A 12,239-nucleotide genomic window follows, 5' to 3' on the forward strand; every position below is an offset into this window, starting at 1 on the left:
TGCTGTGTCACCCGCCGAACGCGGCCTGGCGTATGACGTCGGCGAACGCCTCGGGGGTGTGGGCAAGGATCTCGGGGCTGGCGATGGGGCCGGACCACTCACGCCGGCTGCGGCGCATAACGTGCGCGAGCACGCTGCTGTCCGGAACGTCCGAGAGGAAGACTCCCTCCATTCCCATCACTGATTCGGCGACGCCGCAGGAGCGGGTGACGACGACGTGCAGCCCGGCGGCCAGCGCCTCGTTGACCACGAGCCCCCAGACCTCCTCGTTCGAGGGCAGGACAAGCGTTTCGTGCCGTGCGAGCAGTTCGGGAACCTGCCCATATGGGACAGCGCCGATGAACGTGACCCTGTCCTCGAGCCCGAGTTCGTCGCGAAGCTCGACGAGTTCCGGGGTGAGGTTGCCCGTGCCTGCAATCGTGAGCGAATCATTCGATCCGCCGAGCCGCCAGAGAGCCGTGATGAGGCTTCCGACATTCTTTCGGCTAATGAGCTGGCCCAGATAGAGGAACCGGTGGCCCGCTCCGTGGGGCACGGGATGATCCTTGCGGGCTTCGGCCGCGGCTGTGTGGATTGCCTCGACGTCGACAGGATTGAAGCCGACGTGGATCTTGGCGGGATCGACACCCATCGCAAGGACGGCGCGTTCGGCGGCCCGGCCTGGGACGACGACGGCGTCGAGTCGCCTGAAGAACGACCGGCGAGCGCTCGCGAGCGGCCCGCTGCGGAAGGAGTGCGAGGCGAGGGTCGACTCGTAGAAGCCGACGAGACGCGCACCCGCCCGGCGCCCGCGAAGGGCAGCGAGCCAGTACGCAGGCGATTCCCATCCGCCGAGGACCACGGCATCGAAGCCGTGCCCGGGCAGGCTGCGGGCCCTAAGCGGCACGAAGAACTGCCGCTCCCCCACAGAGATGCGCGAGGTGGGGATTTCGCGCACGGGGTATGCGGCGTCGTCGTACGCCATCCATTCGGCGTCCCGGTTGCTCGAATCCCGGCCGAACCGCCCACCATTCTCGAGGAGGAACACCTCAAGCTCGGCTTGCCTCGCCAGGTCCTCCCAGACAGGCCGGCGATAGGGCGCAGCGAGATTCGTCAGCCAAGCGAGCCTGCTCACGCTGCCCAGCCGCCCGCCGTCGTCGTCTGCGTGCGCATGAAAGCCTGCCTTTCAAAATGAATGGGAATCAGAAATAAGGGGAAGCAGGAAAACCAAAGCGCTGCAGCGCTCATAGCTCATTCATAGCTCATTCTAAGGTTCGCGCAGACCACCGCATCGAGGTCGGCTAGCCCTTCCAGAGGCCCCTCAGCCGCAGGAAATCAAGGCTTTTTGGGGGCCCTCCCGTTATCCACCCGCTTTCTGCAAATTCCCTGCCAGTTCTCGGGGAGAACGCCTTGTCTTGTTTCGCCGGCGAGCCGCTCCTACTTACTTCGATGCAGAACCAGTACGCAGAGCGTCGCGAAGCGGTCTACGCCTATCACTTGAATCTCCGCCCGCGAGGACTCGATTCCGCCCAACCCCGTTTACCGGATTAGACGCGTCCAAGACCGTGGACTCACCCCGCCGGAGCTAGGGGCCGGCGCCGACCAGAGGTTCGATCATGGAACGGAAGACAGTCCTCTTCAGACGCTCGTCCATTGCTGCAACGGCCGCACTCGGAGGCCTCCTGCTCGTCGGGGGCACGCTCACCCAGCCTCCGGCGCCTGCAGAGTCAGTTTCGGCTCGGCCGGAAGCCACTCTCCAAGCGGGGCCACCTATTCCGGACCCGCAGCAGGAGCACCGCGAGGTTGTCGAGCGGGCCGCCGTGCTCACGAGCGACGCGGCGAAGCTCAAGGCCCAGCAGGATGCGGCTGCCGCGGCCAGTGCAGCAGCCGCCGCCCAGAAGAAGGCCCAGGAAGAACAGGCGGCCCAGCAGGCCAAGGCGGCCGCCGCTGCCGCCGCAGCAGCCAGCGCCCAGGCGCCCGCTCCGGCTCAGGCGGCCGCGCCCGCTCCGCCGGCACCCGCCCCAGCAGCTCCCGTCGCCGCGGCAGCCCCCGCCGCGGCGACGGTGCCCGTGCAGCAGCAGGCCCCGGCGGCGCCGACCGCCTACATCCCCGTCGTGGGAGCAGGCGGCCAATCAGCCGTGGACGCCTGCGCCGGCCCGATCCGCTTCACGCCGGTCACCGCCTCGGTGAGCATCGTCGAACACGACTTCTGCGGCGGGTGGAGCCGCATGAGCTGGATCCAGCCCGGCACCGTCGTCACTGTCCAGGGCTACGGGACCTACACCGCGTTCCAGCGGCTCGTGGTAGCCAACTCGGCGCCGCAGTCAGTGCTCGCGGGCTTCGCAGGCGGGTACCCGCCGATCTTCCTCCAGACGTGCATTCCGGGGACCGACGAGATGCTGCTGATCGGGCTGCACTGAGCGGCGCCGCGAAAGTTCGGGGCAGCGCGTCGCTTTTCAGACTGCGCTTTCTTCGACTTCTCCTGCAGAATCAGCACTGAGGAGGAGGGCCCTGCGCGCTGATCCGACATGGTGGCGCATGGCGGCTCTGGCCGCCGCTGCATTGCGCGTCTGGAGTGCGTAGAGGATAGCCATGTGCTCCTTGAGCGCGTCCTTGCGCGGGTGCTTTCGGGTCAGGTCCCGGTACTGGCGCATGACCAGCGGGTACACCAACGAGTCCACGAAGCCGGACAGGATCGGCTGCCGAGCCGATTCACGGACCTGGTGATGGAAGCGGGTGTTCAGCTTGGAGTATTCCGTCCCCTGAAGGTCGTATTCCTCGGTGGCCATCTGCTCGCAGATGGCGGCCATCTCCTCGAGTTCTTCGTCGGTGGCCCGTTCGGCGGCCTTCCCTGCGAGCGCGGATTCGAGGATCTCGCGGGCCTCGAGGATCTCCACAGCTTCGTCAATGCTGAACATTCTGGTCCGCACGCCGCGGTTGGGTTCGCTCGTGAGGTAGCCCTCCTGCACGAGGCGGACGATCACGGAGCGTACAGTCCCGCGGGAAACGTCCAGCAGGGTGCCGAGCTCCGCCTCGGTCAGGCGATGGTTGGGCGGGAAGCGCCCGGAGATCAGCAGGCTCCGCAGATCCTGGTAGGCCTGGAGCGACCTCAGGGACGAGAGATCACCAGAGGGGGCTGCTGTCGTTTCGCTCATGGAATGTGACCCTTCCTGCTCCACGCCGCGAATCCAAATCAGGCCCGCCCCAGCACGGGTACAGGCGCTGGGTGGTGCCGCCGAGGATGTCCGTACGGATATTGTCCATCAATCGGATCAGACCACGGAGAGCTTCATTGGGCTGCCCTTGAATTGCTCGGTGCCGTCGGACTCCTTCCCTCTGGGCTGGGTATTCAGGAGGAGGGCCCTGCGGGCCGACCCGACGTGATGGCGCATGGCGGCCCTAGCTGCTGATGCATTGCGGGTCTGGAGGGCATACAGGATGGCTCTCTGCTCGTTGAGAGAGTTCGGCCTGGGGTGCGGGTTCGCGAAGTCCCGGTACTGCCGCATGACCAGCGGATACACCAGGGAGTCCACGAAGCCGGAGAGGATCGGCTGCCGGGCGGCGTCGCGGATCCGCTGGTGAAACCTGCGGATCAGCGTCTGATAGTCGGCTTCCGCCCGCTCCGCTTCTGCGGCCGCCATCCGTTTGCAGATCTCGGCGAGCTCCTCGAGTTCCTCGTCGGTGGCCCGCTCGGCGGCCTTGCCTGCGAGCGCCGATTCGAGGATCTCGCGGGCTTCGAGGACCTCCGCTGCCTCCTCGACCGTGAACATCCTGGTCCGCACGCCACGGTTCGGCTCGCTCGTGAGGTAGCCCTCCTGCACGAGCCTAACGATGACCGGACGGACGGTTCCGCGGGAGATCTCAAGGAGTGCCCCGAGCTCAGCCTCAGTGAGCCGATGGTTCAAGGGGAAGGAACCCGAGATGAGCAGATTGCGCAGGTCCTGGTATGCCTGATTGAACCGAGAGGACGAGGGGTCGCCTTCGGCGACCCCTCTCGTTTCGCTCATGGAATCAGGCCCGCCCCAGCGCGGAGTAGAGGCGCCGGGCAGTGCCGCCGAGGATGTCCGCACGGACGTCGTCGGGCAAAGGCCGTAGGACGCGCTCGGCGAGGTCGCGCAGCTCCTGGAGCGGCTGCTCGGCAGCGGGGCAATTCGATCCCCACGCGATGCGGTCAGCACCGTAGGCCTCGATCAGCGGCTCGAGGAACTCCATTGCCCTCTCGCCCAGATCGTCGAGGCCTTCGAGCGTGCGATGCGTGAGCTTGAGGTGGAGCCCGGGGTGCTTCGCGAGCGCGGTGAGCCCCTCGGCGGCCGACGCGGGCGAGCTGCGCACCTCGGGATAGCCGCAGTGGTCCAAAAGCACGACGGCGTCCGGGTGCCGCGAGAGCAGGCCCGCGAGAACCGGGGAGGTGTCCTCTCCGAGCCGCAGCTGCAGGCAGACCGGGATCCCCTCGCGGCTTGCCGCGGACCAGAACTCGTCGGTCGCCTCGTCGGCGAACCAGAGTCCCTGCTCTGTGACGGTGCTCCCCGTGGTGAAGAGCCGCACTCCTGCAAGCCCTTGTGCGGTCAGATCCCCAAGCCGGCGGTCGGCGTCGTCCGCTATCGGATCGAAGGTTCCGACGGCGACGAACCTGTCCGGCCATCGGGCTGCCGAATCGAGCACATAGCTGTTGTCGTACCCGTACGCCGTGGTGGCCTGCACAAGTACGGCCTGCGCGATCCCGGTCTCGTCCATTCGGGCGAGGAGCTCGTCCGCCGTCACGGGCCGCTCAGTGGCCCAGACGGACTGCTTGCCGCCGAGTGGGGCGCGGGGGTAGGCATCCGTGTCGGCGGCGAGAACGTGGCAGTGGCTGTCGACGATGTGCATGTTTCTCCTCTGGTTGTCGGTGATTGGCCGGTTCTCGGCGATCAGCAGTCTGGGTAGGTGCCGTCGGCGAAGACCGCGCTCTCGCTGCCGTCCAGGAGACCCTGATCGCGGCTGAAGCGCTGCAGCGCTTCGATGCTGGCCTTGTTGCTCTCCAGCCCGTAGGGAATGGGGTCCCCGCCGATCTTGCGTGCCTGCTTGGCCAACCGCGGCTGGGCGGCCCAGTTCGGATCCTCATCGAGGTACAACCGCTTGCTCTCGGCGAAGGCGTTGTAGAGCTTCGTGGGCAGTTCGGGATCGCGCTCGACGAGCTCGGTCCGAACCACGATCACCGAGTGCAGCGGGTAGATCCCGGTGCGCAGGTAGTGGTCGCGTTCGATGATGTCGCTGTCCGGGAAGAGAGGGTACGCCTCGTTGGTCTCGGGCGCCGGCGTCGCGGCCTCCCAGCCAGCGGTTGGCGCTCCTGCGCGCCCCGTTCCCGCATTGCCGGTGAATGCTGCCGCGAGTTCGCCCGTCTGGAGCAACGAACCGAGCGAACGCCCGTCGGTGACGCGCTCTACGTTGGCCGGCACACGCCCCTCGACGTGGTCGTCGTCGTCAATCACCCATGTGATGGTCCCGAGGTCGACGCCGTACTCCTCGCTGAGCACCCCACGCCCCCACACCCCAGTGCTCACCGAATAGGCACGCACGCCGACGCGGCGGCCTTCGAGGTCCTTGGGAACGACGACGCCGGATCCCGGCGCGCACTGGATGTCGCCGTGGTGGAAGCGGCGGTTGATGAAGACAGGGATGGCGGTGATGGGCACGCCGGCCTCCCGCGCCATGAGGTACGAGACCGGGGCGAGTTCGCAGACGTCGAACTCGAGGTCTCGGATCATCCGGCGGTACGCGGCAATGATCGGCCGGACCTCGACCGGCTTGACCGCATAGCCGTCGACGCCAGCACGCCCTTCGAGAAGGGGTGCGACGTGGGGGTAGTCGCCGAGGGCGACGGTGAGATGTTCCATGGGTCCTCCGTGCTGGATTATCAAACAATATCTTGAACGCTAGCAGGTGGTCTGCTTCGCCGATCAGAGCGGCCCAAGCGCTGCCATCTTCGCTATTTCGGCGGTTCCACTGGGCTATCTGGGGTCTCGCAGGTCCTCCTGTGGCCCCCTTCACAATCCTCCATGAAGGGTGCTACCGTCAAGGTTGTTATACAAAATCTGACTGTGCGTCGACCCCAAAGCCCCCGTTCGCCAACGCGCAACGGCACCGTCCCGGCTCGCACAGGCCCCCGACTCAACCGGAGCTCATCTTGATCACCATCGGCGAACGCGTCTTTGTCCCGCATCCGCCCGAAGTCGTCTGGAGCGTGCTGTCCGACCCCCACAAAGTCGTGGGCTGCATCGATGGCTCCGAGCTCGGCGAGTACCACGAGGACGGCAGCTTCGATGCGCGCATCGCTGTCCGCTTCGCCGGAATCAAGGTCTCGTTCGGCGCCCGGGCAAACCTCGTGCTCGACGAGGTGGAGCGGACGGGCCGGCTCGAGGCGCGTGGGAGCGACAGCCGTGGTTCCACCCGAGTCCACGGCCACGCGGACTACGCCGTCGTGCCCGAGGGCGAAGGGACCGTGGTCACCCTCGAGGGCAAGGTCGAGATCAGCGGAGCCCTGGCCTCGCTCGTCACAACCGGGGCATCGATCGTCGTCTCGCGGATGACGAAGTCGTTCACCTCGAGCCTGACCGCAACCTGTGCGCAGATGGAGGAGAGCAACCGATGAGGCTCAACGGGATCATTGACCGGTTCGAGCGCGGTGAGCGCGTCTTCGCGACCTTCGCCTCCCCCGACCCTTTCGGCGCTGTCGCCGTGCGGGACGCAGGCTACGACGCCCTCATGTTCGAAGCCGAGCACAAGCCGTGGGACGCCCCACAGCTCAAGGACGCAATGCAGTACCTGCTCGACCGCCGGCAGATCTCCAAGGCAGAGACCCTGGCCCCCACGACCACCCCGCTCGTGCGGGTTCCCCCGAACGGCGGCGAGCGCTCGCAGTGGCACGCCAAGCAGGCTCTGGACCTCGGCGCCTACGGCATCGTCTGGCCGCACATCGACACGGTCGAGGACGCCCGTAACGCCGTTGCCGCCTGCCGCTACCCCAGCATCCATCAGGACGGGGCGAAGGAGCCCCTTGGCCTGCGCGGGGACAGCCCCGCCTGGGCAGCCCGTTACTGGGGCATCTCCGCTGCCGAGTACTACGAGCGTGCCGACGTCTGGCCACTCGCACCCCACGGCGAGATCCTGGTCGGCCTCATGGTCGAGAGCGTCCGCGGGATCGAGAACCTCGAGGAGATCCTCGATCAGGTCCCGGGCGTCGGCCTCGTCCTGGTCGGCGAGGGCGACCTCAGCCAAGAGCTCGGCCTGCCGCGCCAGTACGAGCACCCGACCGTGAGAGAACACCGCGACCGGATCGTGAAGATCTGCCATGCAAAGGGCGTCCGGGTAGGGCACCCGCACGTGACCGAGAAGAACGTCGAAGAGGTCATTGAGCAGGGCTACCAGTTCCTCATGACAGGCGCCGTCGTCAGCTACCCCGGCCTGGTCCGCGGTCGCGAGATCACAGGCCGCGGAACCGTCCTCGGCTGACACCTTCGATCGCCAGAGAACAGGAAACAAGGACAACGATGTACATCGACTGCCACGCACACTTCACCACCGTTCCCGATGCCCTCAAGAAATGGCGGGACCGGCAGATCGCCGAGATCGAGCAGAACGGCCGCCATCTCTCCCCTGATGGCCTCGAGATCGCCGACGACGAGATAGCCGCAGCGCTCACGGAAAACCAGCTCGCGCTGCAGACCCAGCACGGGATCGACCTAGCGCTGCTCTCCCCCATCGCGGGGAAGATGGCGCACCACTACGGCGACCAGGAGACCAGCCTGACCTGGAGCCGGCTGGCCAACGACACAGTGCACCGGGCCTCCGTTCTCTTCCCCGACAGCTTCGCGAACGTCTGCCAACTGCCCCAATCGCCCCGCGGCGATGTCCAGGTCTCCATCGATGAACTTCGCCGCTGTGTTGAGGAGCTCGGGTTCGTGGGCTGCAATCTCAACCCTGACCCCTCCGACGGCTACTGGCAGGCCCCGCCGATCACCGACCGCTTCTACTACCCGCTCTATCAGGCGATGGTCGAACTCGGAGTCCCCGCGATGGTGCACTCCTCGATGTCGGCCAACCCAGCCGTCCACGGGACCTGCGCGCACTACCTCAACGGCGACACGACGGCCTTCATGCAGATCCTGCAGTCGGACCTGTTCCGCGACTTCCCCGATCTGCGCCTGATCCTGCCGCACGGCGGCGGTGCAGCCCCCTACCACTGGGGCCGCTACCAAGGAGTGATGCACGATCAGGGCCGCGGCGACCTGCTCGACATCATGGGCGACAACCTGTACTTCGATACCTGCGTATACGGGGCGCGGGGCCTACAGCTCCTGGTCGACACCGTTCCGACGAAGAACATCCTGTTCGCCTCGGAGATGGTCGGCGCGGTTCGCGGGGTCGATCCCGAAACCGGCCACCGCTACGACGACACCCGGTTCCTCCTCGAATCACTCGAGGGCGTCTCGTCCTCGCAGCTGCAGTCGATCGCCGCGGAGAACGCACTGAAGGTCTTCCCGCGGCTGCGCGAGCGCCTTCGCGAACAGGGCCGCCTTGACCAACGAACCCAGTCCCTTCCCGCGAGCGCGGCCGCCAACTGACTTGGAGAACTGATGACCACCGTTTACGAAGCAATTGCAGACGCCTTCATCGCTGAGGGGACCACGCACGTCTTCGGCATGATGGGCGATGCCAACATGCACTGGATGCACGCGATGGCCGAGCGCGGGGCGACCCTGTTCGAGGCCCGCCACGAGGGTTCCGGCCTCGCCATGGCCGACGGTTGGGCGCGCGGTGCGGGGCAGCCCGGCGTGGCGACGACGACGAGCGGCCCCGGTGTGACGCAGCTCGCCACGAGCCTCGTGTGCGCGAGCAGAGCCCGGACGCCGCTCGTGATCTTCTGCGGCGAAGTCGCCCAAGGAGACCTAGAAGCGGTTCAGTACCTCGACCAGGCCAAGTTCGCCGAAGGCGTCGAGTGCGAATTCGTCCAGGTCTCCACTCCGTCCCGCGCGCAGGAAGCGGTCCAGCGGGCGTTCTGGCTCGCACGGACCACCTCGCGGCCGGTCATGGTCAGTGCCCCCTCGAACATCCAGAAGGCCGAGTACGACGGAGCCCCCGTCTATATCCCGTCCACGGCGCTCATAGACCAAGCCATCGCCTACCCCGACCCCCAGCGCATCGACCAAGCCGTGAAGATCATCGCCGAGAGCGAGCGCGTCGTCGTCCTCCTCGGCCGCGGCGCGCGCGAATCCGCAGTCGGGGACCTCGTCGTCGAGCTCCAGGCCAAGACCAACGCCCTGATCGCCACCACCCTGCAGGCCAAGAACTGGCTGCGCGACCGCACGCCGTACTACGCCGGGATCTCCGGCCTGTACGGCACCTCCACCGCCCACGAGCTCCTCCAAGAGGCAGACTGCCTCATCGCCGTCGGGGCAAGCCTCAACCACTTCACCACCGAGCACGGCTATCTCTATCCCTCTGCCCGCATCGTCCATCTCGACCGCGCCGACCAGGTGCTCACCGGCACCGGCCAGCCCGTCGACTGCTACGTCCGCGGCGACGCCCGCGCCTCTCTGGCTGAGCTCGTCAAGGCCCTCCCCGACACACCGGAGCAGGGCGACGGCTACCACACCGAGGAGATCGCGGCCCAGCTGCGCGATGCAGACGCGCTCAACGAGCCCTTCTACCAGGAAGAAGGCCGGCTCGACCCGCGCGAGGTGATCCTCGCCCTCGACCGGCTCGCACCGGTGGAGCTGCCGCTCGTGCTCGGCAGCGGCCACCAGACCGACTTCGGCACCATGCTCTTCACCCGGCCCCGCGAGATCGTCTCCAACTACGGGCTCTTCGGCGCAATCGGCCAGGCGCCCCTGCTCACGATGGGATGGATCGTCGGGCGCGGCGCCCAGCCGACGTTCGTGGTCGAGGGAGACGCGAGCTTCATCATGCACCTGGCCGAATTCGACACGGCCTGCCGCTACCAGTGGCCGGTCCTGATCGTGGTGATGAACGACGAAGCGCTCGGGGCCGAGTACCACAAGTCCGCGGCACACGGCCTCAAGCCCGAGCTCTCGGCCATCCCCTCGCCCGACCTCGCCGGTGCGGCCGTGGCCCTCGGCGGCAGGGGCACCAGGGTTCGCACGATCGCCGAGCTCGAGGCCGCGATCCAGGAGTTCGTCGCCGACCCGGCGCCGACCGTCGTCGACGTCCGTATCACCCGCGAAGTTCTCAGCATCCCCTACCGCCGGCTTTGGCGCGCCGAAGAGGTGTGAGCCAGATGTCCGCCAATCTCCAGAAAGGAAGGTCCGCCACATGACGACCGCCGAGATCGAGTTCCTGATCAACGACGACGAACTCGCCGGAGCTGCCCGCACCGCCCTCGAATCCCACGCCTCCATCGAAGGCGTGACGGCCTCCCCCCTGCGGCCCGTCCACAATGGGTTCAAGGCGTTCATCGGCGCGCAGAGCTACGAGGTCAGCGAGATTGCGATCGTGACCTTGCTCCAAGCCGTGGCCCACGAGAAGCCCGTGCTGTTCCTGCCGCTCACCGCCTTGGGCCGCCACCAGCACCAGACGCTCATCAGCATCGAGGACCTCGCCGTTTCCGACCTGCCCGGCCGCACGGTCGGGGTGCGAGCGTGGAGCCAGACTACGGGAGTGTGGGTGCGCGGCTTCCTCGCCGAGCAGTACGGCGTAGACCTCCGCTCGGTGCGCTGGCGCACCTATGAGAGCGGGCACGTGCCTGAACGCGCCGATCCTTCCTGGGTGGAACGCGCCCCTGAAGGCTCGAGCCTCGCCAAAGACCTCCTCGAGGGTCGCGTCGACTTCGCCGTCATGGGCAACGACCGGCCCAAGGACGAGCGGGTCCGCAGCGTCATCCCAGATCCCGCGAAGATGGCGCGGGACTGGGCCCAGAAGGTCGGATACGTCCCGGTCAACCACGTCTTCGCCGTCCGGGAGAGCGCCGCCCGCGAACTCGGCGACGCCGTGTGCCAGATGTACGACGCCATCGCCGAGCGGCTCGAAGCGCGGAAGTCCGACGGCGCGCCTGGCGTTCCGCTCGAGCCTTACGGATTCGCCGCGCTCCGGCCCGCAGTCACCGCGGCAGCGAAGTACGCGTGGGAACAGGAACTGCTCCCGCGCCCGGTGGAGTACGACGAGCTCGTTGAGCGCACTTCGAACGCCCTCGGCGTCCCTGCCTCTCGGCTGGGTGCCTGAGATGCAGGGATTGTTATACGAAATGGCATCCTCGACCTTGAATGTGAGCGGAATCACTGCTAGATTCGAGGAGCATTGTAAAACAAAGAGGAACCCGATGGAGGAGGCACGATGACCGGTCCCTGGACTGTCGCCCTGCGCGACTACCCCCACACGCAGGCGATCAAGGACGGCAGCGTGGCCCCCGAGGGCGTGGAGCTCGAATTCGTCGAGGTCGAGCCGATCCACCGGGCGTTCGCGCCAATGGTGCGGGAGAGCCGCTATGACGTCTGCGAGATGGCGATCGCGACCCTCTTCCAGGCCATCGAGGCGGGGCGGCCCGTCGTCGCCCTTCCCGTGGTGCTGCACGGCAACTTCCACCACCGCTCGATCTCAGTCTGGGACGGAGAAGACAGGGTGCGTCCCGAGGACCTCGCTGGCCGACGGGTCGGGGTCCGCGCGCACAGCCAGACGACGGGACTATGGGTGCGCGGCATGCTCCGCGACACCTACGGCCTCCGCTCTCAGGACGTCACGTGGGTGACAACGGAAGGCCCGCATGTGGCTTCCGCGCCTGAGCCAGCCAATGTCGAGCGGACCGACCGCAAGCTGGTCGACCTGCTCCGGGCCGGCGAGGTTTCCGCCGTCGTCATGGGCGCACGCTCGGCGGACCACGTCGACGGACTCACGCCGCTGATCCAGGACTGGAAGGCGCGCCAGGAAGAGTACTACGAGGAGCACGGCTGGGTTCCCATCAACCACCTAGCCGTCGTGCGACGCGAGCTCGTCGAGTCAGATCCGGAAGGCGTCCGGGCCGTGTATCGCGCCCTGCAGCGAAGCATCGACGCGGCCCGGCCGGAGGTGCCTACCGGCACCACCCGGGAGCTCGTGGTCCAGTACGGCCTCACGGATACCCTGCTCTCCACCCTCGAGACCGCGCTTCGCTACGCGCGGGAACAGGAGATCATCCGGGGCGACCTGTCCGTCGAGGAGATCTTCGCCGACTTCACCCAGCACGTGGGCGAGGCATAGCCGTCCGAGTACGGCTCGCTTCGCGCACCCCAGCA

12 protein-coding genes are annotated in these 12,239 nt (G+C 67.1%); 7 read left to right on the forward strand and 5 right to left on the reverse strand.

What is annotated here, in order from left to right:
* Positions 1-7: 7 nt before the first annotated feature.
* A complete protein-coding gene (locus LK10_RS20870) occupies positions 8-1,114 on the reverse strand; it encodes a glycosyltransferase family 4 protein (RefSeq protein ID WP_052207220.1) in 1,107 nt (368 codons plus the stop codon).
* Positions 1,115-1,595: 481 nt separating this feature from the next.
* On the opposite strand from LK10_RS20870, the gene LK10_RS20875 reads away from it, so the two are divergent.
* A complete protein-coding gene (locus tag LK10_RS20875) occupies positions 1,596-2,399 on the forward strand; it encodes a hypothetical protein (protein ID WP_052207221.1) in 804 nt (267 codons plus the stop codon).
* Between the two features lie 36 nt (positions 2,400-2,435).
* Here LK10_RS20875 and LK10_RS11030 read toward each other — a convergent pair whose 3' ends face one another.
* The 4 genes from LK10_RS11030 to LK10_RS11045 form a co-directional block, all read right to left on the reverse strand.
* On the reverse strand, positions 2,436-3,134 hold the full coding sequence (locus LK10_RS11030; RefSeq protein ID WP_043123543.1) for a GntR family transcriptional regulator: 699 nt from the start codon (positions 3,132-3,134) through the stop codon (positions 2,436-2,438).
* 117 nt (positions 3,135-3,251) lie between these two features.
* Positions 3,252-3,986 carry a GntR family transcriptional regulator gene (locus LK10_RS11035; protein ID WP_081998460.1) on the reverse strand — a complete coding sequence of 245 codons (735 nt, stop codon included), beginning with the start codon at positions 3,984-3,986 and terminating at the stop codon, positions 3,252-3,254.
* Positions 3,987-3,990: 4 nt separating this feature from the next.
* A complete protein-coding gene (locus tag LK10_RS11040) occupies positions 3,991-4,845 on the reverse strand; it encodes an amidohydrolase family protein (RefSeq protein WP_043123545.1) in 855 nt (284 codons plus the stop codon).
* Between the two features lie 41 nt (positions 4,846-4,886).
* Positions 4,887-5,852, reverse strand: coding sequence for a substrate-binding domain-containing protein (locus tag LK10_RS11045; protein ID WP_043123547.1), 966 nt, complete (start codon positions 5,850-5,852; stop codon positions 4,887-4,889).
* 290 nt (positions 5,853-6,142) lie between these two features.
* Here LK10_RS11045 and LK10_RS22295 point away from each other — a divergent pair, with 290 nt between their 5' ends.
* From LK10_RS22295 to LK10_RS11075, 6 genes are all read left to right on the forward strand, one after another.
* The gene (locus tag LK10_RS22295; RefSeq protein WP_052207222.1) at positions 6,143-6,607 is read left to right on the forward strand and encodes an SRPBCC domain-containing protein; all 465 of its coding nucleotides are present in this window, start codon (positions 6,143-6,145) and stop codon (positions 6,605-6,607) included.
* Positions 6,604-7,467 carry an HpcH/HpaI aldolase family protein gene (locus tag LK10_RS11055; RefSeq protein WP_043123549.1) on the forward strand — a complete coding sequence of 288 codons (864 nt, stop codon included), beginning with the start codon at positions 6,604-6,606 and terminating at the stop codon, positions 7,465-7,467. Before LK10_RS22295 ends, LK10_RS11055 begins: the two co-directional genes overlap by 4 nt.
* 38 nt (positions 7,468-7,505) lie before the next feature.
* On the forward strand, positions 7,506-8,579 hold the full coding sequence (locus tag LK10_RS11060) for an amidohydrolase family protein (RefSeq protein WP_052207223.1): 1,074 nt from the start codon (positions 7,506-7,508) through the stop codon (positions 8,577-8,579).
* Positions 8,580-8,591: 12 nt separating this feature from the next.
* Positions 8,592-10,247: a thiamine pyrophosphate-binding protein gene (locus LK10_RS11065; protein ID WP_043123551.1), complete on the forward strand. Its 1,656-nt coding sequence runs from the start codon at positions 8,592-8,594 to the stop codon at positions 10,245-10,247.
* Positions 10,248-10,287: 40 nt separating this feature from the next.
* Positions 10,288-11,193, forward strand: a complete 906-nt coding sequence (locus LK10_RS11070; protein WP_197061918.1) for a hypothetical protein — start codon at positions 10,288-10,290, stop codon at positions 11,191-11,193.
* Between the two features lie 111 nt (positions 11,194-11,304).
* Positions 11,305-12,204 carry an ABC transporter substrate-binding protein gene (locus tag LK10_RS11075; protein WP_043123555.1) on the forward strand — a complete coding sequence of 300 codons (900 nt, stop codon included), beginning with the start codon at positions 11,305-11,307 and terminating at the stop codon, positions 12,202-12,204.
* The last annotated feature ends 35 nt before the right edge of the window (positions 12,205-12,239 follow it).

The organism is Sinomonas humi (assembly GCF_000802235.1).
GTDB classification, from domain to species: Bacteria; Actinomycetota; Actinomycetes; order Actinomycetales; family Micrococcaceae; genus Sinomonas; species Sinomonas humi.

What these genes read in the sequence shown, in the direction of transcription:
- LK10_RS20875 (WP_052207221.1), top strand. Translation starts at nt 1,596, where the DNA reads ATGGAACGGAAGACAGTCCTCTTCAGACGCTCGTCCATTGCTGCAACG.
- LK10_RS11030 (WP_043123543.1), bottom strand. Translation starts at nt 3,134, where the DNA reads ATGAGCGAAACGACAGCAGCCCCCTCTGGTGATCTCTCGTCCCTGAGG.
- LK10_RS11035 (WP_081998460.1), bottom strand. Translation starts at nt 3,986, where the DNA reads ATGAGCGAAACGAGAGGGGTCGCCGAAGGCGACCCCTCGTCCTCTCGG.
- LK10_RS11040 (WP_043123545.1), bottom strand. Translation starts at nt 4,845, where the DNA reads ATGCACATCGTCGACAGCCACTGCCACGTTCTCGCCGCCGACACGGAT.
- LK10_RS11045 (WP_043123547.1), bottom strand. Translation starts at nt 5,852, where the DNA reads ATGGAACATCTCACCGTCGCCCTCGGCGACTACCCCCACGTCGCACCC.
- LK10_RS11055 (WP_043123549.1), top strand. Translation starts at nt 6,604, where the DNA reads ATGAGGCTCAACGGGATCATTGACCGGTTCGAGCGCGGTGAGCGCGTC.
- LK10_RS11060 (WP_052207223.1), top strand. Translation starts at nt 7,506, where the DNA reads ATGTACATCGACTGCCACGCACACTTCACCACCGTTCCCGATGCCCTC.
- LK10_RS11065 (WP_043123551.1), top strand. Translation starts at nt 8,592, where the DNA reads ATGACCACCGTTTACGAAGCAATTGCAGACGCCTTCATCGCTGAGGGG.
- LK10_RS11070 (WP_197061918.1), top strand. Translation starts at nt 10,288, where the DNA reads ATGACGACCGCCGAGATCGAGTTCCTGATCAACGACGACGAACTCGCC.
- LK10_RS11075 (WP_043123555.1), top strand. Translation starts at nt 11,305, where the DNA reads ATGACCGGTCCCTGGACTGTCGCCCTGCGCGACTACCCCCACACGCAG.